This window comes from Pandoraea pulmonicola (assembly GCF_000815105.2).
Classification (GTDB): domain Bacteria; phylum Pseudomonadota; class Gammaproteobacteria; order Burkholderiales; family Burkholderiaceae; genus Pandoraea; species Pandoraea pulmonicola.
The window spans coordinates 762,164-784,072 of the sequence record NZ_CP010310.2 but is presented as its reverse complement, the minus strand read 5'-3'; the positions used below and the strand labels follow the sequence as shown (position 1 = coordinate 784,072).

Here is a 21,909-nt window from a genome sequence, read left to right as displayed (position 1 = left end):
TCGCCCTGTTTAGACGGCCTTGGCGACGTCGCGCATCACGGCGTCGAAGAACTTGGCCTGGGCGTCGGCTTCGCTGCGCGCATACGCACGGTTGATGCCGCTGATGACCGCACGGATCGATGCCGTCGTCAGGTTCGCATCGATCCCCACGCCGAAGGCGCTGCCCACGATCGCCTCGCCCGCCATTTCGGCGATGGCGATGGCGCGGGCGTCGGCGCCCTGCGTGAGCGCGCGCTCCTCGTAGTGCTGCACGCGCACCGGCGTGCGTATCGCATTCATCAGGGCGTCCAGCGGGCCGTTGCCGGTGCCGGAGACCGTCGTGCGCTGTCCGTGAATGTCGACGGTCACCGCGATCTGCTGACGGCCGTCTCGCTCCGAGAGCGTGTGACCGACGTATGCGACCGGCTCATGCGAGGCCACGTATTCGTTCTGGAACAGTTGCCAGATCTGCGACGCCGTGACTTCGGCGCCCGTCTCGTCGGTGTGGCGCTGCACGGCCGAGCTGAAATCGACCTGCAGGCGACGCGGCATCTGCACGCCGTACGACTGCTCCAGCAAATAGGCGATACCGCCCTTGCCCGACTGGCTGTTCACGCGAATGATCGAGTCGTAGGTGCGGCCCAGATCGCTCGGGTCGATCGGCAGGTACGGCACCTCCCAGATCGCATCCGGCTTCTGCACGGCGAAGCCCTTCTTGATGGCGTCCTGGTGCGAGCCCGAGAACGCGGTGAAGACCAGGTCGCCCACGTACGGATGACGCGGATGCACGGGCAACTGCGTGCACTCCTCGGAGGTGCGTGCGATTTCGTTGACGTTCGAGAAGTCGAGACCCGGATCCACGCCTTGCGTGTACAGGTTCAGGGCGAGCGTGACGAGGTCGACGTTGCCGGTGCGCTCGCCGTTGCCGAAGAGGCACCCCTCGATGCGGTCGGCGCCGGCCATCACGGCCAGCTCGGCGGCCGCCACGGCGGTACCGCGATCGTTGTGCGGGTGCACGGACAGGATCAGCGAATCGCGACGCGCCAGATTGCGGTGCATCCACTCGATCTGGTCGGCGTAATAGTTCGGCGTGCCAATTTCCACCGTCGCCGGCAGGTTGACGATGCACTTGCGCTCGGGCGTGGGCTGCCAGACGTCGAACACGGCGTCGCACACTTCCTTGGCGAATTCGAGCTCAGTGGCGGTGAATGTCTCCGGGCTGTATTGCAGCGTCCATTGCGTCTCGGGCGCGGCGTCGGCGCAACGCTTGATGGTCGTGGCCGCGGCCACGGCGAGGGCCTTCACGCCCGGCTGGTCGAGATTGAAGACGATGCGACGGAATTCCGGCGCGGTGGCGTTGTACAGGTGAACGATGGCGCGCGGGGCGCCTTTCAGGGCGGCGAAGGTGCGCTCGATGAGGTCGTCGCGCGCCTGGGTAAGGACTTCGATGGTGACGTCGTCGGGAATGTGGCCGCCTTCGATCAGTTCGCGAACGAAGTTGAAGTCAGTGTCGGACGCCGACGGGAACGCCACTTCGATTTCCTTGAAACCGATCGCCACGAGCGTCTTGAACATGCGCATCTTGCGCTGGGCGTCCATCGGCTCGAAGAGCGCCTGGTTGCCATCGCGCAGATCGGTACTCATCCAGATGGGCGCACGCGTGATGGTGCGGCTCGGCCATTGTCGGTCCGGAATGTTGACCGGGGTGAACGGGCGGTATTTCGTGGCAGGGTGCTTCAGCATGGCGTTGTCTCGATTGACGGAAAAAGTGGCAACCGGACGACGCATGAGCGCAAAACAGCTACGACCTCCGGTTGGATGAACCGGGGCTCAGGTCGGCGTAACTGGGAAAAATCAGCGGTGCTTCAGTGAGGAATTCAGACGATGCACGCGCGCAGCAACGGACCAAGCCCGGTGGAGCGGGCTAGTAGTCGTAGCGAGAGGGTGAATTGCGCGGTGATCATGCGACACATGAGATCACAGATTTTCGGGATCTGTCAACCATGATGTGTCGCCTCCGGGTTCCCGCGATGGGCAAGGCAGCCGTCCGGGTCGCAGCGGGACGCCGTCTCCGATATCGCGTGGATGCGCGTGGATGGCAACACGCGGACGCTCGTGAGCCGTGCCGGCGGAGCCGCGTTGGCGATCAAACCGTGAGCGGCACGGCGGACGTGCATTTGATCTCGTCCAGGCAGACGCTCGACTTCACGGCGCTCACGCCGGGAATGCGCATGAGCGTGTCGAGCAGGAATTCGGACAGCGCCTTGAGATCGCGCGCCACCACCTTGAGCACGTAATCGATGTCGCCCGTCACCGAAAAGCACTCCTGAATCTGCGCCAGTTCCGCGACCAGTCCCTTGAAGTTGGACAGGTCGCGGATATGGCCGCGCTCCATCGTCACATGGACGAAGGCCACGACACTGAAGCCGAGGCGCTGCGCGTCGAGCCGCGTGTCGTAGCCCTTGATCACGCCCATCTCCTCGAGCCGCCGGTGGCGGCGCAACGTCTGCGCAGGTGAAAGCTTGATGGCTTCGGCCAGTTCGAGGTTGGAAATCCGCCCGTTGGATTGCAAAATGCCCAGCAGCCGGACGTCGATCCGATCGATCTCGATGTTGTGCACCTTAATTTCTCCTTGTACGCATATGAAGAAATATTAATGCATAACCTAGGGTTTGCCTGTGCCAGTAACGAAATCCTATTTTGTAGCGCTCCACTTACACTGGGCGCCGTAAAAGGACGCAAACGCACGCGGACGCCCCCGAGGAATTCGAAATCACGCGGGTTTCGGCGCATGGAACGGCGGGAAAACCATTTCCCGACCCATCGGTCAGCAAATCACAATTTTGTTGCACCATCCGGCAGCCGCTCCGATGCGATGACGGTGCTTCGGCGCAAAACCGTCGAGCGGTGCATGCGTCCAACGAATTCGCCACCTCACAAACTCATTAAGCCGAGACGATCATGGCCGACCTCTTTGACAATCCGATGCAACTGATGGGCTTCGAATTCGTGGAATTCGCCTCGCCCACCCCGAACGTGCTCGAACCGCTGTTCGAGAAAATGGGCTTTTCGCTCGTTGCCCGTCACCGTTCGAAGGATGTGCTGCTCTACCGTCAGGGCGACGTCAATTTCATCGTCAATCGCGAGCCGAACAGCGAAGCCGCTTACTTCGCGGCCGAGCATGGCCCGAGCGCCTGCGGCATGGCGTTTCGCGTGAAGGACTCGCACAAGGCCTACGCCCGCGCGCTGGAACTGGGCGCCCAGCCCGTCGAGATCAAGACCGGTCCGATGGAGCTGCGCCTGCCCGCGATCAAGGGCATCGGCGGCGCGCCGCTGTACCTCATCGACCGTTTCGAGGAAGGCAAATCGATCTATGACATCGACTTCGAGTACATCGAAGGCGTGGACCGTCATCCGGTCGGTCACGGCCTGCGTCTGATCGATCACCTGACGCACAACGTCTATCGTGGTCGCATGGCTTACTGGGCCAACTTCTACGAGAAGCTGTTCAACTTCCGCGAGATCCGCTACTTCGACATCACGGGCGAATACACGGGCCTCACGTCGAAGGCCATGACCGCACCGGATGGTAAGATCCGCATTCCCCTGAACGAGGAATCGGCCAAGGGCAGCGGCCAGATCGAGGAATTCCTGATGGCCTTCAACGGCGAAGGGATTCAGCACATCGCATTCCTCACGGACAACCTGATCGAGGTCATCGACAACCTGCAAATGGCCGGTGTCGAACTCATGACCGCGCCAAACGACTTCTACTACGACGCGCTGGAAACCCGCCTGCCGGGTCACGGCCAGCCCGTCGGCGAACTCAAGTCGCGCGGCATCCTGCTCGACGGCACGACCGAAGGCGGCAAGCCGCGCCTGCTGCTGCAGATCTTCTCGAAAACCGTGCTCGGCCCGGTGTTCTTTGAGTACATTCAGCGCGAAGGCGACGACGGCTTCGGCGAAGGCAACTTCAAGGCGCTGTTCGAATCGCTCGAGCGCGACCAGATCGAGCGCGGCACGCTCAAGGTCTGAGTCCAGGGGAGACAACCGGCGGCATGTCCGCCGGTCACATGATCCTCGCCCGATGGGCGAGGGTCCCAAAGGAGACGGTGGCGGTGTCACAAGCACCGCGCCGTGGCGGCTCAACGGTTCCGGTTCGTTCGTACAGGACGAAAACAGAGAAACGCGCCGTTTGGCAAGAAAGGAGGGTCTGTTCGCGGACCCTCGGGTAAGGAACAGACATGTCCGGCAACGCAACACAAGAAGGGTCGCTCCACCGCGGCCTGAAAAATCGTCACATCCAATTGATCGCGCTCGGTGGCGCGATCGGCACCGGCCTCTTTCTCGGCATCGCCCAAACCATCAAGACCGCCGGCCCCTCCGTGCTGCTGGGCTATGCCATCGCGGGCGTCGTCGCGTTCTTCATCATGCGCCAGCTCGGCGAGATGGTGGTCGACGAACCGGTCGCGGGTTCGTTCAGCTACTTCGCCAATAAATACTGCGGCCAGTTCGCCGGCTTCGTATCGGGCTGGAACTACTGGGTGCTCTACGTGCTCGTGTCCATGGCCGAGCTCTCGGCTGTCGGCATCTACGTGCAGTACTGGTGGCCCGCGATTCCCACATGGGTCTCGGCACTCGTGTGCTTCGGCATCATCAACGCCATCAACCTCTCGAGCGTGAAGTCGTACGGCGAGATGGAGTTCTGGTTCGCCATCATCAAGGTCGCGGCCATCGTCGGCATGATCGGCTTCGGCGGCTACCTGCTGTTCTCCGGCAACGCCGGACCCGAGGCAAGCGTGGCCAACCTCTGGCAGCACGGCGGCTTCTTCCCGAACGGCATGTCCGGCCTCGTCATGGCGATGGCCGTCATCATGTTCTCGTTCGGTGGCCTGGAACTGGTCGGCATCACCGCTGCGGAAGCGGACGATCCGTCGCGCACCATTCCGCGCGCGACCAACCAGGTGATCTACCGAATCCTGATTTTCTACGTGGGCGCGCTCGGCGTGCTGCTCTCGCTGTATCCGTGGGAGAAGGTCGTGACCGGCGGCAGCCCGTTCGTGCTGATCTTCCACGAGCTGAACAGCAACTTCGTCGCGAACGTGCTCAACGCCGTGGTGCTCACCGCCGCGCTGTCGGTCTACAACAGCGGCGTGTATTGCAACAGCCGCATGCTGTACGGTCTGGCCGGTCAGGGCAATGCGCCGCGCGCGCTGCTCAAGGTCAACGCCCGCGGTATTCCGCTCGTGGCGCTCGGCGTCTCGGCCGCGGCCACGGCCGTGTGCGTGGTGATCAACTACTTCATGCCGGGCAAGGCGTTCGAGCTGCTGATGGGTCTCGTCGTCTCGGCCCTCATCATCAACTGGGCGATGATCAGCGTGATCCACCTCGCGTTCCGCCGCGCCAAGGCGCGTGCCGGCGAGACGACCTCGTTCAGAAGCCTCGGCTATCCGCTCACGAACTACCTGTGCCTGGCGTTTCTCGGCGGCATCCTGGTCGTGATGTATCTGATCCCGGATCTGCGCATCTCCGTGTACCTGATCCCGGTGTGGCTCGTCGTGCTGGGCGTGGGCTACCGCCTGCGCATGAAAAACGCTGCCGCGCCGGTGCCGGCTGGCGCCACGCACTGATGCCGCCGTCCCGGGCGGCCGCGCCTGGGACGCCCCCATGCAACAAGGTCGATGTGCCGGGCGTCCGACGTCCGGCGTGCCCGGCGATGCCGCACTAGCGGTATCATCAGTCGTTTGGCGTCGCGGCTTTGCGCCGGGCGGCCGGGGCTCCACGAGCCCGCCTCACCGACTTTCTCCCGTTATTCCAGGAACTGCCATGTTCGAACATATCGATGCCTACCCCGGTGATCCGATCCTCTCGCTCAACGAGAACTTCGCCAAGGATCCGCGTGCCAACAAGGTCAACCTGAGTATCGGCATCTATTACGACGACGACGGCCGTCTTCCGGTCATGCAGGCCGTGCGTGAGGCCGAAGCGCTGCTGCTTGCCGAAGTCGGTCCGAAGCCCTATCTGCCGATGGCGGGCTTCGCCAACTATCGCGACGCCGTGCAGGGTCTCGTCTTCGGCGAGGATTGCGCCGCGCGCGCCGACGGCCGCATCGCCACGGTGCAGACGCTCGGCGGCTCGGGCGCCCTCAAGGTCGGCGCCGACTTCATCAAGCGCTACTTCCCGGGTTCGCAGGTGTGGGTGAGCGATCCGACGTGGGACAACCACCGCTTCATCTTCGAGCGTGCCGGTTTCGCTGTGAATACGTACCCGTATTACGACGAAACCACCGGCGGTCTGCAATTCGAAGCGATGGTCGATGCCATCGACAAGCTGCCGGTGCGCAGCGTGGTGCTGCTGCATGCGTGCTGCCACAACCCGACGGGTGTCGATCTGAACGATGCACAATGGGTGCAACTGATCGACGTGCTCAAGAAGCGCGAGCTGCTGCCGTTCATCGACATGGCCTATCAGGGCTTCGGCTCCGGTATCGACGCCGACGCATTCGTGATTCGCGAGCTGGCGCGTCAGGGCCTGCCTGCATTCGTCGCGAACTCGTTCTCGAAAAATTTCTCGCTGTACGGCGAGCGCTGCGGCGGCCTGTCGGTCATCTGCGAATCGGCGGAGGCGGCCGATCGCGTGCTGGGCCAACTGACGAGCGCGGTGCGCTCGAACTACAGCAACCCGCCGACGCACGGTGCGAAGATCGTCGCCAAGGTGCTGAGCACGCCGGCGCTGCGCAAGTCGTGGGAGGACGAGCTCTCGCAGATGTGCCAGCGCATCACGCGCATGCGCGGTGCGATCCACGACGGTCTGCGCGGCCGCGTGCCGGACACGATGCTCTCGCGCTATCTCGAGCAGCGCGGCATGTTCACCTACACGGGTCTGTCGGCGGCGCAGGTCGACGTGCTGCGTGAGCAGGAAGGCGTGTACCTGATTCGCTCGGGCCGCATGTGCGTGGCCGGGCTGAACGAGAAGAACGTTGCCGTCGTGGCCGACAGCATCGCCAAGGTGTTGAGCAACGCCTGAGACACCGCTTTACTTGCAGGACGGGAAAAGGGACGGCCAACGCCGTCCCTTTTTCATGCACGCTTGGCTTACGCATGCTCGGCGCTTGCATGGGACGCTGAACGCTCGACGCCGGCTCGTGTCCGTGTCCGTGTCCGTGCGTCAAGTTTCCTTACCCGCGCAGGAACGCAAGCAGATCCGCGTTGACCTTGTCGGCTTCCACCACGCACATACCGTGCGAGCCGCCAGGGTAGACCTTGAGCGTCGCGTTCGGGATGATCTTCGCGCTCAGCATGCCCGAGTCGTCGATCGGCACGATCTGGTCGTCGTCGCCGTGCAGCACGAGCGCGGGCACGTCGATCTTCTTCAGATCCTCGGTGTAGTCGACCTCGGAGAACTCCTTGATGCACAGGTATTGGCCAAGGTGCGAGCCCCACATGCCCTGCAGCCAGAACGCGTCGATCACGCCTTGCGAGGGTTTCGCGTTCGGTCGATTGTAGCCATAGAACGGCACGGCGAGATCCCGGTAGAACTGCGAGCGATTGTTCGTCACGTTCGCGCGAATCTCGTCGAACACGCCGATGGGCAGCCCGCCGGGATTCTTGTCCGTCTTGACCATGATGGGCGGCACTGCGCCGATGAGCACCGCCTGCGCCGCGCGACGTGTGCCGTGGCGGCCGAGATAGTGCGCGACTTCGCCCCCACCGGTCGAGTGGCCGACGAACGTCGCTTCCTTCAGATCGAGCCATTCGACCAGTTCCGACAGATCATCGGCATAGGTGTCCATATCGTTGCCGGTGCCCGGTTGCTCCGAGCGGCCATGCCCACGGCGATCGTGCGCGATCACGCGGTAGCCGTGCTGCACGAGGAACAGCATTTGCGCATCCCAGGCATCGGCCGAGAGTGGCCATCCGTGGGAGAACACGACCGGGCGGCCCTTGCCCCAGTCCTTGTAGAAAATCGAGGTGCCATCTTTCGTCTTGAAGATGCTCATGATGGGATCCTTGCGCGATGCGCGAATCAAAACGGCAACGAAGAACGTCGGACCCGGCACCGCAAAGGCGCGGAATCGATGCCTCGGCCCGACACAGCAGACGGCGCGGTGGGCTCCACCGGCCAAAGACTGAGCTTCACGCGTCGACGTGCACCCCGAGGGGCCCGGCGGGCGTGAAGACTTTTATTTAACGCGGTGCCGGTCGCGCGTTCAAGGTGAGAATGCTTGATGTCCCCGTGAGGAAGATTCACACGTGAGTCCATGCCGTTGTCATATGCGCGGTACGGATGCGGTAGTGCCCGTTTGCCATGCATCTCCGCGGTGCGCATAGGCCGCGTGGGTTGAGGGTGTGCGCCACCAATGTCGCCCGATGCCGGGTTCGGCGCCCCCCCCGCGCTTGGCGTTATATTGGCTGTCCCGCGGCGTTCCGAGCCGCTCAAACCGAATACGTCGATCCCCATGACCGAACTTTCCCAGTTTCCGATCACACGTAAGTGGCCCGCTGCGCACCCCGACCGCCTGCAACTGTATTCGCTGCCCACGCCCAACGGCGTGAAGGTGTCGATCATGCTCGAGGAAATCGGGCTGCCCTACGAGCCGCATCTGGTGAGTTTCCAGACCGACGATCAGCTCTCGCCGGAATTCCTCTCGCTCAATCCGAACAACAAGATTCCCGCGATCCTCGATCCGAACGGCCCCGGCGGCAAGCCGCTGCCGCTATTCGAGTCGGGCGCGATTCTCTGGTACCTGGCCGAGAAGACAGGCAAGCTGCTGCCCGCCGACCCCGCCGTGCGCTACGAGACGCTGCAGTGGGTAATGTTTCAGATGGGTGGCATCGGGCCGATGTTCGGTCAAGTCGGCTTCTTCAACAAGTTCGCCGGCAAGGACTTCGAAGACAAGCGTCCGCGCGACCGCTACGTGAACGAAGCGAAGCGTCTGCTGGCCGTGCTCGACGCGCATCTCGCGAACCGGCAATGGATCATGGGCGACGAATACACCATCGCCGACATCGCCACGTTCCCATGGATTCGCAATCTCGTCGGCTTCTACGAAGCGGGTGAACTGGTCGGCTTCAGCCAGTTCAGGAACGTGCAGCGCGCACTCGATGCCTTCGTCGCGCGTCCGGCGGTGATTCGCGGGCTCGATATCCCAAAGCGCCCCGCGTAAGGCCGGCGCCCCGTCGGGGATGCACACAAACTCGGCCAGTCCCATCAAATCAGATGAAAGTGCCGCGCGATCGTTTGCGCGCATTGCTCGGCAGAGGTGCCCGAATTGTCGATGACGAGATCCGAGAAGTTGCGTGCCGCGTATCCTTCGTCGAACATCTCGTGAATGCGAGTGCGCTCCCCGGCGGTGAGTTCTCGCGCCCCGCGATTGCCGAGTGTGACGGCGATCGGCGGCGCGAGGGTGACGACGAACAGTGTCGCCCCACGCTTTTTTGCGGCGGCGAGCACGCGCGCATGGTCGATGTCGCGCAAGGGATAGGCGATGACGAGATCGCCGCCCGCCCGGGCGATCAGCGTTTCTATGCGTAGCAGTGCCGCCGTAACGCGAGTGGGGAGATCAGGCGCGTCCTGCGCGTCGTGGTCGTCGCCTTCGACGAACGTCGCCCCCGGCAGCAATGCCGCGAGATGCCGGCCAACGGTCGACTTGCCCGAATTGATCGGACCGTTCAGACAAAAAATGCGGACGTGGCTCATCGGGGTTCTGCAGCGTCAATGAGCCTCGATTATGCCGGGGCTCGCGCCGCAAGGTGCCAGCATGCGGCGGTGAAGCGCATCTCATGGCCGTCGGTGAATGGCGCAAAGGCCTGCACGGCGGCGTCGACAACACGCTCCCGCTCGGACGGCTGCAGCGTTGCGAGCGCCAGCCCGACAGGCCCCAGGCGCGACACGTACTCACGAAGATCCGCCACCGCGAATGTGCATTCGAAATGAACGGGCGTAAGCGCGACGTCCTCCCATCCGCTTGCCGCAAGGACCGACTCGACACGCTCGCGCTGTGCAAAGGCGAACTGGCCCGGTGCGCCGGTCTGACGCGGCGGCAAGGACGGCAACAAGTGCATAACGGCACGCTCGGCGGCCGTCATGAACGGATTTTCGGCGACACTGCGCCACGCGAGCGCATGCAACCGCGCCCGAGGCTTCGCCGCTTTGCGCAGGTTGACGAACGCCGCGACGGGATCGTCGAAGAACATCACGCCGAGTCGTGAAACGACGAGATCGAACTGCCGGGCGGGAAAATCGTGGGTCTGCACGTCGCCAGACAGGAACTCGACCGGGGTGCGCGCGTGTGCGGCGCGCGAACGCGCGACGGCGATCATCGGTGCCGAAATGTCGGCCCCCGTACATTGCCAGCGCTCGCCAAGCGAACTGGCGATGGCGAGCGTCGCGCCGCCGGTGCCGCATCCGACATCGAGCAGACGGCCCGATGGCAGGCGCCGCGCCGCTTCATGCACACGGTCGATGAGAAAGCGCGCCAGCGGCACGAACATCTGGTCGAGCGCGGCGCGGTTGTCGACCCAGGCGTTGCCCGAAGGACCGTTCCATAGCGCGAATTGGTCCTGATTGGCCGAGGGTGTCGTCGGATGTGTCACCGGATAAGTCTCCGAGTGTTTCATTTGCAAACCTCATTGCTTGTCGCGCACGTGCCGACGGCGCCCACTCGATCCCCATGATGTCGTGTCCTGCCGTCGGCATGGCTACATCACGCAGTCTGCCAACTCAAGTCGACTTCAGGTCAAGTTTTTTTGCCGCCCTTCACGCACCACTGCCGGTCCCGTTCGCTCCATTCGGCCCGCTCATCCCGCTCGGCGGGTGCTGCGACGGCGTCGATGATCCTCCCGGGCCATTCCATTCGCCCGGCACCCCGGGGATCGTGGTGCCGCGCGGCGCGCTCGCGGGTTGCGCATATTCGGGCTGCGCGAGCACCGCGGACGCGACCGGCACCGGCAACGGGCCGCCGTCGCTTGCGGCGTCGGGCAGCGATGCTCCCGCCGCCGGAGCCGCCGGCGGTGGCGATGCCTGGCGCTTCACCGGCTTCGGTTTGGGTTCCGGCTCAGGCGCCTTCGCGAAAAGCTGCTTGACCCACGCCGACGCGCGCGCCCACCAGTCGCTGTACCAGTGACGGTGGTCCGGCGCTTCGAACTTCGCGTTGGCGTCGATGATCCTGGCGCGCAACGCACGCGAGAAGACATCGCCAACGATCGGCAACGCGCTGTGCGCGCCCTGCCCCCAGTAGTCGCTGCGCAGCGTGACGCGGCTGTCGTTGAAGCCGACCCATGCGCCAGCCACGAGCTGCGGCTGCATGAGAATGAACCAGCCATCGGCATTTTCCTGCGTCGTGCCGGTCTTGCCGGCGACGTCGGCGCGAATGCCGAAGCGCGTGCGGATCGCGTTGCCGGTACCGCGATTGATGACAGCGCGCAGGGTGTCGAGCAGCGTGTAGTCGTCGTCGGCCGAGAGCGCGCGTTCCGGGCGAGCCGGGGAGAACGTGGCCAGCACCTCCCCTTCGGCGTTCGTGATCTCCGTGACCATGGTCGGTTCGCGGTACTCGCCGCCATCGGCAATCGTGCCGTAGGCGGACACCATCTCCTTGAGCGACACCGGGCTCGTACCCAGCGCCAGCGACGGCACCGGATCGAGCTTGCTCTCGCGCACGCCCATTGCACGCGCCAGTCCAACGACACGCGACGGGCCGACGTCCTGCATCAGTTGCGCCGTGACCGTGTTGCGCGACTGTGCGAGCGCATCGCGCAACGTCATCGGTTTGTTTGTCGGCGCGCTGTCGTCGCTCGGCCGCCAGACCTCGCCGCCCGCGAGCGGAATCTCCACCGCCTGATCGACGATGGTGTCCTCCGGCTTGCGGCCCTTCGCGAACGCCGCGCCGTACACGAACGGCTTGAATGTGGAGCCCGGCTGGCGACGCGCCTGTTGCACGTGATCGAACGGATCGGTGGTGAAGTCTCGGCTGCCGACCCACGCGCGAATCTCGCCGGTGCGCGGATCGACGGCGAGGAAACCCGCTTGCACGCGCGTCTTCGTCGCGCGCAGGGTCTGCATGAACGTCCTGTCGGCGACGAGGCGTTTCATCGCGGCCTCGGGCGCTTCGCCGCCGGCCACCGCGTTGCGATACTCCGCCGACTCGCGCACGAACGACTGCACCAGCGCCGTGCTGTCGCGCCAACCACCGCGCGCCGACCAGTTGGCGTCGGCGATGCCCTGCAGCTGGTTGGCCTGATGCGTGAGCGCCTGCGTTGCCATCGTTTGCAAGCGCGAATCGATGGTCGTGTGCACGACAAGACCATCGGAATAAATGTTGTAGTCGTTGCGATCCGCCCAGCCGATAAGCCATTTGCGCAGCTGCTGCGCGAAGTGCGGCGCCGGCCCCGGCTCCTCCGTCTGACGCTCGAAGTCGATGCGCAGCGGACGTTTCTGCAACGCGGCAAGCTTCGATGCATCGAGATCGCCGAACTTGACCATCTGCGCGAGCACCGTATTGCGACGCTGCAACGCCCGCTCGGGATTGATCACCGGGTTGTAATAGCTGTTGCCCTTGAGCATGCCGACGAGCGTTGCCGCCTCGACCACGTCGAGCTGATCGGCCGATTTGTCGAAGTACGTGCGAGCGGCCATTTCGATGCCGTACGCGTTGTACAGGAACGGTACCGTGTTCAGGTACGTCTCCAGGATCTCCGGCTTGGTGTAGAGCGCTTCGATCTTGAACGCGGTGATCGCTTCCTTGAGCTTGCGCGTGAGCGTGGGGGCCCGGCCGATCTCGTCCGGATACAGGTTTCGCGCGAGCTGTTGAGTGAGCGTGGAGCCGCCCTGCCGGTCGCCGGAGAACGTGTGCAGCGCCGCCGATGCCGTGCGCTTCAGATCGAGGCCGTGGTGCTCATAAAAGCGGTGGTCTTCGGTCGCGACCAGCGCCTTGACGACGTTGGGCGACACTTCCGCGAGCGGGACCCACTCGCGGTTCGACGGGCGGAACTCGGCGAGCAGCTTGCCATCGGCCGACAGCACCTGCGCGGGACGGTCGACTTTCGCGCGCCGGATGTCGCGAATGCCCGGCGTGAACGGAATCAGGATCAGTGTGTAGGCGACCAGCAGGCAAGGCCCGGCGGCAATGGCGATGAGCACGCCGCGACGCGTCGGGTGGCGCAGGCGATACCAGGCGCGAGCCGCATGGGGTCGCAGGGGTTGAGTAAGTCGAACCGCATGCCGGCCCGCCTGGGCGACGGCATGCAGCAGTGACGCAAACAGCGACGAAATCGGGCGCTTCACGATGCGGGAACGCGTGGCAAAGTCCGCATCCTACCAAAACCGACGGCCTCGCCGGCCGTCTCAGGGAATGAGCGCCACCGGGGAATCCGGTTCCAGCTTGCGCCATAGGAAAACGATGTGCTCGCGCATGATGCGACGGGCCTCATCCGGCTGACGCGCGCGAATCGCTTCCCACAGCGCGAGATGCTGCGCAAGGATGTGTTCGGACGCATGCTCGCGCAGCTCCATGAGCCCGGCGTTGTTGAGCGAGATGTGCTCGTGGAGCATCTTGACCACGCTGCCCTGCAGGTGTCGCAGCATCGCGTTGTGCGATGCGTTGGCCAGCGCCGTGTGGAAGTCTGCGTCGAGACGCGATTCGAGCACGGTATCGCCGCGCCGATGGGCGTCGACCAGACCGTCGACCAGTTCTCCCATTCGCGCGAGATCCTCGTCGGTGGCGCGCACCGCGGCGAGATAGGCGGTCGTGCCCTCCAGCATCAGACGAAACTCGAGCATGTCCGGGCGCAGTTCCGGATGATCGCTCACCAATTGTCGCCACGGCGAAATCAATCCCGTCTGCAGACGATCCGACACGAACACGCCAGAGGCCGCGCGCGTCTTGAGCAGACCACGCGCGACGAGCCGCTGCAGCGCCGTGCGCACGGTCGAGCGGGCCACGCCGAGCGATTCGGCAAGCGCGCGCTCGGACGGAATGCGATCGCCCGGCGACCACGCACCCTCGATCAAACGGGTCTCGAGCTCGCGCGTGATGCGCTCGGTCAGATTGAGACCGCTCACGGTGATGTCTCCTGCGAATGGCGCCATGCGCGGGGGTGCGTCATATGCGCACGATGGCGGCGCACAAGCGTTGCGGCTTGCGAACGCGCGCCATTCGCACATGTGCCGGGAATCATGCGATTTTGCCCGCTGCGCCGAATTTCATCGCAACTGGTACGACCAGTTTGCCCGAACGGTTCGGAAGTGTCGATCATCGCGGCAGCTGGACGCCACGTCCGCGCCAACCGCCGTGCCCCTCGCGAAACGCATGACCGCGTGCACGGCTCTCGCAGGAGAATCCCATGAAGGCGGCCCTGTTCGTTCCCTGTTTCATCGATGCCCTCTTTCCCGAGGTCGGCGTCGCCACACTGGAATTGCTCGAGAAACTCGGTGTGACGGTCGAGTACCCTCGCCGCCAGACGTGCTGCGGCCAGCCGCTCGCGAACAACGGCTGCGAAGCCGATGCCGCCGGCGCCGAGGCGCTCTTCGCCGAGAACTTTGCCGGGTACGACTACATTGTCGCGCCGTCGTCGAGTTGCGTGCATCACGTTCGCAGGCACCTGACGGCGGCCGGCGAGTCCGAGCGGGTGGCCGCCGTGCGGGCGAATGCGTACGAGCTCACGGAATTTCTGCACGACGTGCTGAAAGTCCGCGAATTTCCATGGACGGACTTCCCCCACACCGTCGGGCTGCACGACAGTTGCAGCGCCATCCGTCACCTGCATGCGGCGTCGGCGAGCGAGATCCCCGGCGAGCCGTGGTCGAAAGCTCGCACGCTGCTCGAAGGCGTGCGCGGCATTCGCTTCGCCGCGCCGCGTCGTCCCGACGAATGCTGCGGATTCGGCGGCACCTTCTCCGTGTCCGAGCAGGCCGTGTCCGTCAGAATGGGGCAAGACAAGGTGCGCGACCACTTCGACGCCGGTGCGCGGTTCATCGTCTCGGCCGACATATCGTGCCTGATGCACCAGAAGGGTTGCGCCGCACGCACCGCGACGCCCATGCGCTTCCTGCACATCGCGCAAGTGCTCAACGGCGTGCGCGTCGACGCGTCCGGCGACGTAATGAACGCCGCCACGGCGGGAACGATTGTCGGAGTGAACGCATGAGCGGAAGCAAGCGCGTCGATCACGCGAAGCACGCCGAAGCCTTCCTCGCCAAGACCGAGCACGTCGCGTTTCACGACAGGCGCCTCTGGGAATTGCGCATGAAACGCGATGCGCAGGCGGCGTCCATCGATGAATGGGAAACACTGCGCACGCTCGCGTCGCAGATCAAGGAACATACGCTCTCACGGCTGGGCGACTACCTGGAACAGTTCGCGACAAAGGCCGAGGCCAACGGCGTGAAGGTTCACTGGGCGCTCGATGCGGCAGCCCACAACATCATCGTGCACGGGATTCTGGCCGCCCACGACGTGCGCACCCTCGTCAAGAGCAAGTCCATGCTGACCGACGAATGCGCGCTGCGCGAGTATCTCGAGCCACGCGGCATCGAGGTCATGGAAACCGATCTCGGCGAGCGCATCCAGCAATTGGACAAACAACCACCATCGCACGTGGTGGTGCCCGCGGTGCACAAGCTGCGCGGCGACGTCGCCCAACTCTTCGGACGCACGCTCGGCACCGATCCAGCAAACGACGACGTGCACTACCTCGCCGAGAGCCAGCGCCGGACCACCCGCCCCGCCTTTCTCGAAGCGGGCGCCGGCATGACCGGGTGCAACTTCGCGGTAGCCGAGACGGGAACGGTCGTCGTCTGCACGAACGAAGGCAACGCCGACCTGTCGGCCAATGTGCCGCCGGTGCACATCGTCTCCATCGGCATCGAGAAGCTGATTCCTCGCATGGCCGATCTCGGTGTGTTCGTGCGGCTGCTCTCGCGCAGTGCGCTGGGTTCTCCGATTACACAGTACACGTCGCACTTTCGCGCGCCGCGTCCTGGCACCGAGATGCACTTCGTCATCGTCGACAATGGCCGCTCGGCGCGTCTGGCGATGGACGACTTCTGGTATTCGCTCAAGTGCATTCGCTGTGGCGCCTGCATGAACACCTGCCCCGTCTACCGTCGCAGCGGCGGCCTGTCGTACGGCAGCACTTATGCGGGGCCCATCGGGGCGATTCTCAATCCGGCGTACGACCTCAAGCGCTACAGCGCACTGCCGTTCGCGTCGACGATGAACGGCAGTTGCAGCAACGTCTGCCCGGTGCGCATCAACATCCACGAACAGTTGTACAGGTGGCGTCAGATCGTGGCCGAAGAAGGCGAGCTGCCGCGCGTCAAGCGCAATCTGATCAAGGTCGCGGGCAAGCTGCTGGCCAATCCGGCGCTCTATCGGGCGTCGGTCAAGTCGATGAATGCCGCGCTGCACCGGCTGCCCAATCTCGTGCTCTACAACCCGCTCAACACGTGGGGCAAGGGCCGCGATCTGCCGCAAGCGCCAGCGCAAACGTTCCGCGACTGGTATGACGCAAACCGCCGCGCAGGCGATAGCAGGTCGACGACTGCCTGCAACGAGGAGGACCAATGAACACATCGCGTGAGGAATTTCTGGTGCGCGTACGCGCCGCACAGCGCGTGGCACTGCGCGAAGACGACCGCCCCGCGGACGGCGCTCGTGATCCATTTCCGCTGCCGGTGCTCCCGGTCTTCGACACACCGGTCGGCGACCGAACCGAGCGCTTCGGCGCGAGCCTCGTTGCGATGGGCGGCAAGCTCGTCGCCCTCGACAGCGTCCAGGCGCTGCCCGCGTGGCTCGCACGGCAGTTCCCTGACGTGACGCCCGTCAGCGCGACGCACGAAGCGGCTCTCGCGGAGCCGCTCGACGTGCTGCGTGCGCCAGCGTCGTTGCACGACGTGGACGTGGGTGTCGTGCGCGCCCGCTACGGCGTGGCGGAAACCGGCTCAGTGTGGCTCTCGGAACGGGAGTACGGCGTGAATGCGCTCGGCTATCTGGTGCAGCATCTCGTCGTGTTGCTCGATCCTCGCGACATTGTCGACGGCTTGCAGGACATCTACCGCCAACCCGACTTCGCCCACGCGCGTTACGCAGTGCTCGTGACCGGCCCGTCCGCGACAGCCGACATCGAAGGGGTGCTCATTCAAGGCGCACAAGGCGTGCGTTCTCTGACGGTCGTGCTGTTGCCGCGCGGTTGAACTGCATCGGTGGGCGCGACAGTTTGTCGCATCCCACGCCGGGGTTTCCCCGCGCTTGACGCGCATCAAGTCGCGCGATGAGGGCTGCTTCTACCATCGGTCGTGCTCACTCACGACTTTGGAAATCATCATGAAGCACTCTCTCGGCGCCACGGCCATCGCAGCCGCGCTCGTTGCCGGCGCCGCGCTTTTCAGCGCTGGCGCATCGGCACAGTCCACCGGCAACAACATCGAATCACCGAAGACCTTCGGCTTCATCAAGGACAGCTCGCAAGGCATCTACGCCGGCGACATTCTCGCGCGTGTGCGTGCCATCGGCATCATGCCGGACTCGCATGCAAGCGGAAGCGTATTGCCGACGCTCGGCGTCAAGGTGAACAACGCGATCGTGCCGGAGCTCGACTTCACGTACATGATTCTCGACAACGTCGGCGTCGAACTGATTCTCGGCATGTCGCGCCATCAACTCACGTCCAGCCTGGGCCACCTCGGCGGCGTGAACGTGCTGCCGCCGACGCTGTTGCTGCAGTACCACTTCAACCACGCGGGCAAGGTGCGTCCGTATGTCGGCGCCGGCATCAATTACACGCGCTTCTGGAACAGCAGCCTGAACGCCGGCGGCACGCCGATCTCCATCAAGAACCACAGCGTCGGTCCCGCCCTGCAGGCGGGCGTCGACATCCAGATGACCAAGACGATGTTCTTCAACTTCGACATCAAGAAAATCTGGATGAAGACCGATACGTCGCTCGCCGGCGCCGATCTCGGCACGCTCCATATCGATCCGCTGATCGTTGGCGTGGGTATCGGGGTGAAATTCTGATCGACGCGGTCGGATCGACACATGCGCATCGGCAAGTTCTGATCGCCGGGTTCCGACGTTCCGGCGATCCGGGCGGGGCGCCACACAAGCCTGGGGGGTTGTGGCGCCCTCTTTTTTTGGGACGTGCTCGCCTCCATCGGCTTCGTTGGCGTTGCCGCGCCAGAAGATGCGGCAAATTGTCGCGCCATCCCTACATGAGAACGCAAGTCATTTACGCCGTGTGACGACAGCCCCTACAATGCTTGGTTCCCGGAATTCTTCACTCTCCTAACCCGGCCCCGGCATGCGCAAGCTCCGTCAGCATCGCGTCGCGCTCGGGATCGCCTTGATGGCGATCCTGCTGGCAGCGCTCATGCCGGCGATTGCGCAGTGGCGAGCCGCCATGCAGCAGGATCCGTTTGCGGTCTACTGCACGGTGCAAGGCACCCAAGCCGCTCTCGGCGTGTCCGCCACCCCGCGCGCCGACGCGCAGCGCGAACCGGCGCACGATGGCCATACGGGGCACGACGACGCCCAGGCACCGCCCGCCAAGGTCGAAGCCAAGGGGCTTCACAGCAGTCACGGCGGAGGCGATCACACGCTCGCCTCCGCGGATCACTGGGAAAAGTGCGGCTATTGCACGCTCTGGTCCCATCAACCGCTCGTCACCACCGACCTTCTGTCTCTCCCGCCGGCCACACCGGCCGGCATCGCTGCCGCCCCTCGCGTGCTGGTGCCGTACTATCCGCGCGCCCGCTTCTCCGCCGCACTCGCACGCGCACCGCCCTCGCTCGCCGTCTGATCACACATCGGTTTCCGGTCGATGACCGGAGACCTTTGCCGAACGTGCCGCGCCATGGCGGCAAATTCTGTCGTCCGTGCCGCCCGTCGTGGGCATTTCACACATCGCGTTGGATGGATTCGCGTCGCCTCAAGCAAACGAACGTCGACGCGGGCGTGGCCTTCGCGCGAGCAACCCGACACGGCAGACGTCCGCCCGAGCACCGCCTCGACCGACTCGCCCACTTCTTTCGACTCACCTCGAAAGCGCGAGACGACGCGTTGCAGCAGGACACACGTTCAACACCCCGGATCACCAGGCGGCCGCCGCGCGGTCGCGAGAGAGACATTCATGTCACGTTCCCTACCAAAGAAGCCGTTGCAAACGGCCATCGCGCTCGCCCTCGCTTCGCTGGGCTGCACCGCGCACGCACTCACGAACGATCCCGAGACCACGGGCATGCGCGTGTCCAACGAGGCGTCCCACGCCGGCGCCGCCACGACGCTCCCCGCCACGAACGTGACGGCGGCGCCGGAGTCGCTCACCTCACCCAGCGTCGAAGACCAGAAGGCCAACCTGTTTCAGACGGCGGGCTCCGTCGGATTCATCGATGCCGACAGCTATCAAAACACCTACGCCTTCAACTTGCGCGACGTGCTCAAGGACAGTCCTGGCGTCTATGTACAAAACCGCTACGGGCAGGAAATGCGCGTGTCGATTCGCGGCTCCGGCATTGCTCGCGGCTACCACGTCCGCGGCCTGGAGCTGCTTCAGGACGGCATTCCCACCAACTCGGCCGACGGCAGCGGTGACTACTACCAGATCGATCCGCTCGGCCTGCGCTCGACCGAGGTCTACAAGGGCGGCAACGGCCTTGCCTACGGTTCGACCACGCTCGGCGGCGCGCTGAACTTCGTCACGCCGACGGCTTACACCGCGGACGCTCCCAACCAGTTCCGTATCGATGGCGGCAGTTTCGGCACGGTGCGCGCGAGTGGGCAAATGTCCCGCATCTTCGGGCCGCTCGACGCGCTTGCGACCGTCACGGTCAATCGCTCGAACGGCTATCGCGACCACGCCAAGGGCAACTACGCGCAGATCAACGCCAACGTCGGTTACAGGTTCTCGCCGCGTGTGGAGACCCGCTTCTTCTTCGGCGCATACATCGTCGATCAGAAACTGCCAGGTACGCTATCGCTGTTCGACGCGCTCAACAATCCGACCAAAGCCGCCGCATCGGCGGTCTCCGGCGACCAGGCGCGCAACACGCGCACCGAACGGCTCGGTAACCTGACGACCGTCCGCTTCGATATCGGGCAGCTCGACATCGCCTCGTGGGTCATTCACAAGAGCCTGTACCACCCGATCTTCCAGGTCATCGACCAGGACGGCTGGACGTACGGCGTGGCCCCGCGCTACACGGCCAACCTGACGCTTGCCGGCATGCGCAACGACCTGATCGTCGGCGCACGGTTCTTCGGTGGCAACACGCGCGCCGATCAGTACGTCAACGTGAACGGCAATCGCGGCGCCCAGACGCTGGCGTCCCGCCAGAGCGCCTACAACTACGAGGCATATTTCGAGAACCGCCTGTTCTTCCTGCCGACAGTCGGCCTGATGATCGGCGCAAAGGCCTATCGCGACGTGCGCCAGTACATCGACTACGGTGGCATGCCGGGCGACGCCAACTACCGCTCGACGAGCGCCGCCTACTCCGGCGTCAATCCGAAGATCGGTCTGCTGTGGGAGCCGCGCAAGGACGTGCAGGCGTTCATCGACGTCACGCGCAGCGCCGACGTCCCCGATTTCACCGACCTCTCGCAAACCTTCGGTGCGACGTCGCGCTTCGTACCGCTCGCGTCGCAGCACGCGTGGACGATCGAGGCCGGCACGCGCGGCAAGCTCGACCGCTTCGCGTGGGACGTCACCGCCTACCGCTCGCTCGTGCGCGACCAACTGCTCCAGTACACGACAAGGCCCGACGTCCCGGCGGCAACGTTCAATGCGAACAAGACCGTGCTGCAGGGGCTGGAAATCGGTGCGTCCGTCGATCTGTTCAAGAACGTGGCGGCCACCGGGGATCGCGTGACGCTGGCGCAGATATGGAACTACAGCGACTTCCGTTTCCGCGACGATCCGCAGTACGGCAACAACCGGATCGCTGGCGTGCCGACGAACGTCCTGCGCACGACGCTCGGCTACGCGTTGTCGAATCGCTTCCAGATCGCGGCATCGCTCGATTGGGTGCCGACCGGCGCCTATGTCGACTACGCCAATACGATGCGGGTGCCGGGTTACACGCTGCTTGGCGTGCAGGCGTCGTACCTGATCCAGCGCGGCGTGACGTTCTATGTCGACGCGCGCAATCTGACCGACAAGCGCTACGTCACCGACTTCAGCACCGTGACGGATGCGCGCACCGCCAACACCGCCGTGTTCTATCCAGGCGACGGCCGAAGCGTGTTCGCAGGCTTGCGATTGGCGTTCTGATTTGCGGCGCGACGCACTCCTGGGCGTCGCGCCATTCCGGCGCCGACGCTCAGAGCATCCGCCGCAACGTGTCGTCGCGGCGGAAGTAGTGATGCCAGAGCGCAGCAAGCGCGTGCAAGCCGATGACCCAATAGAACGCGTTACCCAGCGTCTCGTGAATGTCCTTGATAGACCGGCGCGTGGCGTCATCCTGGACGATGAACTGCGGCAAGGCGATATCGAGTCCCGGAACCGTGAGCACATGGCCACCGGCATTGAGCGTCAGATAACCGAGGATCGGTTGCGCGAACATGAACAGATACAGCAGCAGATGCACCACCGTCGAACTCGCGCGCACCAGCCAGCCTTGACCGGGCAATGACGCCGGCGCCCCCTTGATCAGTCGCCACAGCAAGCGCGGCACCGCCAGCAACAGCGCCAATGTCCCCGCCCATTCATGGATCGTCATGGACAACGCACGCGGAGCACTCCCTTTCGGCAGATAGCCTTTCGTGATGACGGCCGCATAGGCGATCACGATCAACAGCGCGACCGCCCAGTGAAAGAAGATCGCCGCCGGGGCGTAGCGCCCGATGGGGGATAACGGCGAGCCGGGCGAACGAAACTTGATCGCACTGTCCATTTCGTGGGAACTCCTCTTTTTATCAGGGATTCGCGCATTATCGCT

General features: G+C 64.4%; 18 protein-coding genes. 10 read left to right on the top strand and 8 right to left on the bottom strand.

Features of this window, described 5'->3' with window-relative positions:
• Positions 1-9 precede the first annotated feature (9 nt).
• Together leuA and RO07_RS03495 are read right to left on the bottom strand one after the other, a co-directional pair.
• Positions 10-1,722: a 2-isopropylmalate synthase gene (gene leuA / locus RO07_RS03500; RefSeq protein WP_039408101.1), complete on the bottom strand. Its 1,713-nt coding sequence runs from the start codon at positions 1,720-1,722 to the stop codon at positions 10-12.
• A 403-nt stretch (positions 1,723-2,125) separates the two neighbouring features.
• A complete protein-coding gene (locus RO07_RS03495) occupies positions 2,126-2,599 on the bottom strand; it encodes an Lrp/AsnC family transcriptional regulator (RefSeq protein WP_039408100.1) in 474 nt (157 codons plus the stop codon).
• A 341-nt stretch (positions 2,600-2,940) separates the two neighbouring features.
• On the opposite strand from RO07_RS03495, the gene hppD reads away from it, so the two are divergent.
• From hppD to RO07_RS03480, 3 genes are all read left to right on the top strand, one after another.
• Positions 2,941-4,014 carry a 4-hydroxyphenylpyruvate dioxygenase gene (gene hppD, locus RO07_RS03490; RefSeq protein ID WP_039408099.1) on the top strand — a complete coding sequence of 358 codons (1,074 nt, stop codon included), beginning with the start codon at positions 2,941-2,943 and terminating at the stop codon, positions 4,012-4,014.
• A gap of 209 nt (positions 4,015-4,223) precedes the next feature.
• Positions 4,224-5,609: an amino acid permease gene (locus RO07_RS03485; RefSeq protein WP_039408098.1), complete on the top strand. Its 1,386-nt coding sequence runs from the start codon at positions 4,224-4,226 to the stop codon at positions 5,607-5,609.
• A 196-nt stretch (positions 5,610-5,805) separates the two neighbouring features.
• Complete coding sequence (locus RO07_RS03480) at positions 5,806-7,005, top strand: amino acid aminotransferase (protein ID WP_039408096.1); 1,200 nt, start codon at positions 5,806-5,808, stop codon at positions 7,003-7,005.
• 151 nt (positions 7,006-7,156) lie between these two features.
• Here RO07_RS03480 and RO07_RS03475 read toward each other — a convergent pair whose 3' ends face one another.
• Positions 7,157-7,978, bottom strand: coding sequence for an alpha/beta fold hydrolase (locus RO07_RS03475; RefSeq protein ID WP_039414158.1), 822 nt, complete (start codon positions 7,976-7,978; stop codon positions 7,157-7,159).
• A 459-nt stretch (positions 7,979-8,437) separates the two neighbouring features.
• Between RO07_RS03475 and RO07_RS03470 the strand changes: the two genes are divergently transcribed.
• Positions 8,438-9,145, top strand: a complete 708-nt coding sequence (locus RO07_RS03470) for a glutathione S-transferase N-terminal domain-containing protein (RefSeq protein ID WP_039408094.1) — start codon at positions 8,438-8,440, stop codon at positions 9,143-9,145.
• Positions 9,146-9,189: 44 nt separating this feature from the next.
• On the opposite strand, the gene RO07_RS03465 is transcribed toward RO07_RS03470, so the two are convergent.
• The 4 genes from RO07_RS03465 to RO07_RS03450 all read right to left on the bottom strand — a co-directional run bounded on the left by RO07_RS03465 (position 9,190) and on the right by RO07_RS03450 (position 14,037).
• Positions 9,190-9,678: an ATP-binding protein gene (locus RO07_RS03465; RefSeq protein WP_039408092.1), complete on the bottom strand. Its 489-nt coding sequence runs from the start codon at positions 9,676-9,678 to the stop codon at positions 9,190-9,192.
• Positions 9,679-9,707: 29 nt separating this feature from the next.
• Positions 9,708-10,598 (bottom strand): class I SAM-dependent methyltransferase, encoded by an 891-nt coding sequence (locus tag RO07_RS03460; RefSeq protein ID WP_052266989.1) that lies wholly within the window; start codon positions 10,596-10,598, stop codon positions 9,708-9,710.
• Between the two features lie 139 nt (positions 10,599-10,737).
• Complete coding sequence (locus RO07_RS03455; RefSeq protein ID WP_237171435.1) at positions 10,738-13,227, bottom strand: penicillin-binding protein 1A; 2,490 nt, start codon at positions 13,225-13,227, stop codon at positions 10,738-10,740.
• Positions 13,228-13,320: 93 nt separating this feature from the next.
• Positions 13,321-14,037, bottom strand: a complete 717-nt coding sequence (locus tag RO07_RS03450; RefSeq protein ID WP_039414149.1) for a FadR/GntR family transcriptional regulator — start codon at positions 14,035-14,037, stop codon at positions 13,321-13,323.
• 281 nt (positions 14,038-14,318) lie between these two features.
• Here RO07_RS03450 and RO07_RS03445 point away from each other — a divergent pair, with 281 nt between their 5' ends.
• The 6 genes from RO07_RS03445 to RO07_RS03420 all read left to right on the top strand — a co-directional run bounded on the left by RO07_RS03445 (position 14,319) and on the right by RO07_RS03420 (position 21,242).
• Positions 14,319-15,122, top strand: coding sequence for a (Fe-S)-binding protein (locus RO07_RS03445; protein ID WP_052266988.1), 804 nt, complete (start codon positions 14,319-14,321; stop codon positions 15,120-15,122).
• Positions 15,119-16,543 carry a lactate utilization protein B gene (locus tag RO07_RS03440; RefSeq protein ID WP_039408090.1) on the top strand — a complete coding sequence of 475 codons (1,425 nt, stop codon included), beginning with the start codon at positions 15,119-15,121 and terminating at the stop codon, positions 16,541-16,543. The genes RO07_RS03445 and RO07_RS03440 overlap by 4 nt, the downstream gene beginning before the upstream one ends.
• A complete protein-coding gene (locus RO07_RS03435; protein ID WP_039408088.1) occupies positions 16,540-17,169 on the top strand; it encodes a LutC/YkgG family protein in 630 nt (209 codons plus the stop codon). The genes RO07_RS03440 and RO07_RS03435 overlap by 4 nt, the downstream gene beginning before the upstream one ends.
• 130 nt (positions 17,170-17,299) lie before the next feature.
• Positions 17,300-17,992, top strand: coding sequence for an OmpW/AlkL family protein (locus tag RO07_RS03430; RefSeq protein ID WP_052266987.1), 693 nt, complete (start codon positions 17,300-17,302; stop codon positions 17,990-17,992).
• 283 nt (positions 17,993-18,275) lie between these two features.
• Positions 18,276-18,773 carry a DUF2946 family protein gene (locus RO07_RS03425; protein WP_039408086.1) on the top strand — a complete coding sequence of 166 codons (498 nt, stop codon included), beginning with the start codon at positions 18,276-18,278 and terminating at the stop codon, positions 18,771-18,773.
• 330 nt (positions 18,774-19,103) lie between these two features.
• On the top strand, positions 19,104-21,242 hold the full coding sequence (locus RO07_RS03420; RefSeq protein WP_084072419.1) for a TonB-dependent receptor family protein: 2,139 nt from the start codon (positions 19,104-19,106) through the stop codon (positions 21,240-21,242).
• Between the two features lie 49 nt (positions 21,243-21,291).
• Here the strand turns inward: RO07_RS03420 and RO07_RS03415 are convergent, their stop codons facing one another.
• Positions 21,292-21,864 (bottom strand): cytochrome b, encoded by a 573-nt coding sequence (locus tag RO07_RS03415; RefSeq protein WP_039408084.1) that lies wholly within the window; start codon positions 21,862-21,864, stop codon positions 21,292-21,294.
• Positions 21,865-21,909 lie beyond the last annotated feature (45 nt).

Coding starts and splice junctions, on each gene's coding strand:
- leuA (WP_039408101.1), bottom strand. CDS start 1,722: ATGCTGAAGCACCCTGCCACGAAATACCGCCCGTTCACCCCGGTCAAC.
- hppD (WP_039408099.1), top strand. CDS start 2,941: ATGGCCGACCTCTTTGACAATCCGATGCAACTGATGGGCTTCGAATTC.
- RO07_RS03485 (WP_039408098.1), top strand. CDS start 4,224: ATGTCCGGCAACGCAACACAAGAAGGGTCGCTCCACCGCGGCCTGAAA.
- RO07_RS03480 (WP_039408096.1), top strand. CDS start 5,806: ATGTTCGAACATATCGATGCCTACCCCGGTGATCCGATCCTCTCGCTC.
- RO07_RS03475 (WP_039414158.1), bottom strand. CDS start 7,978: ATGAGCATCTTCAAGACGAAAGATGGCACCTCGATTTTCTACAAGGAC.
- RO07_RS03470 (WP_039408094.1), top strand. CDS start 8,438: ATGACCGAACTTTCCCAGTTTCCGATCACACGTAAGTGGCCCGCTGCG.
- RO07_RS03465 (WP_039408092.1), bottom strand. CDS start 9,678: ATGAGCCACGTCCGCATTTTTTGTCTGAACGGTCCGATCAATTCGGGC.
- RO07_RS03460 (WP_052266989.1), bottom strand. CDS start 10,598: ATGAAACACTCGGAGACTTATCCGGTGACACATCCGACGACACCCTCG.
- RO07_RS03445 (WP_052266988.1), top strand. CDS start 14,319: ATGAAGGCGGCCCTGTTCGTTCCCTGTTTCATCGATGCCCTCTTTCCC.
- RO07_RS03440 (WP_039408090.1), top strand. CDS start 15,119: ATGAGCGGAAGCAAGCGCGTCGATCACGCGAAGCACGCCGAAGCCTTC.
- RO07_RS03435 (WP_039408088.1), top strand. CDS start 16,540: ATGAACACATCGCGTGAGGAATTTCTGGTGCGCGTACGCGCCGCACAG.
- RO07_RS03430 (WP_052266987.1), top strand. CDS start 17,300: ATGAAGCACTCTCTCGGCGCCACGGCCATCGCAGCCGCGCTCGTTGCC.
- RO07_RS03425 (WP_039408086.1), top strand. CDS start 18,276: ATGCGCAAGCTCCGTCAGCATCGCGTCGCGCTCGGGATCGCCTTGATG.
- RO07_RS03420 (WP_084072419.1), top strand. CDS start 19,104: ATGTCACGTTCCCTACCAAAGAAGCCGTTGCAAACGGCCATCGCGCTC.
- RO07_RS03415 (WP_039408084.1), bottom strand. CDS start 21,864: ATGGACAGTGCGATCAAGTTTCGTTCGCCCGGCTCGCCGTTATCCCCC.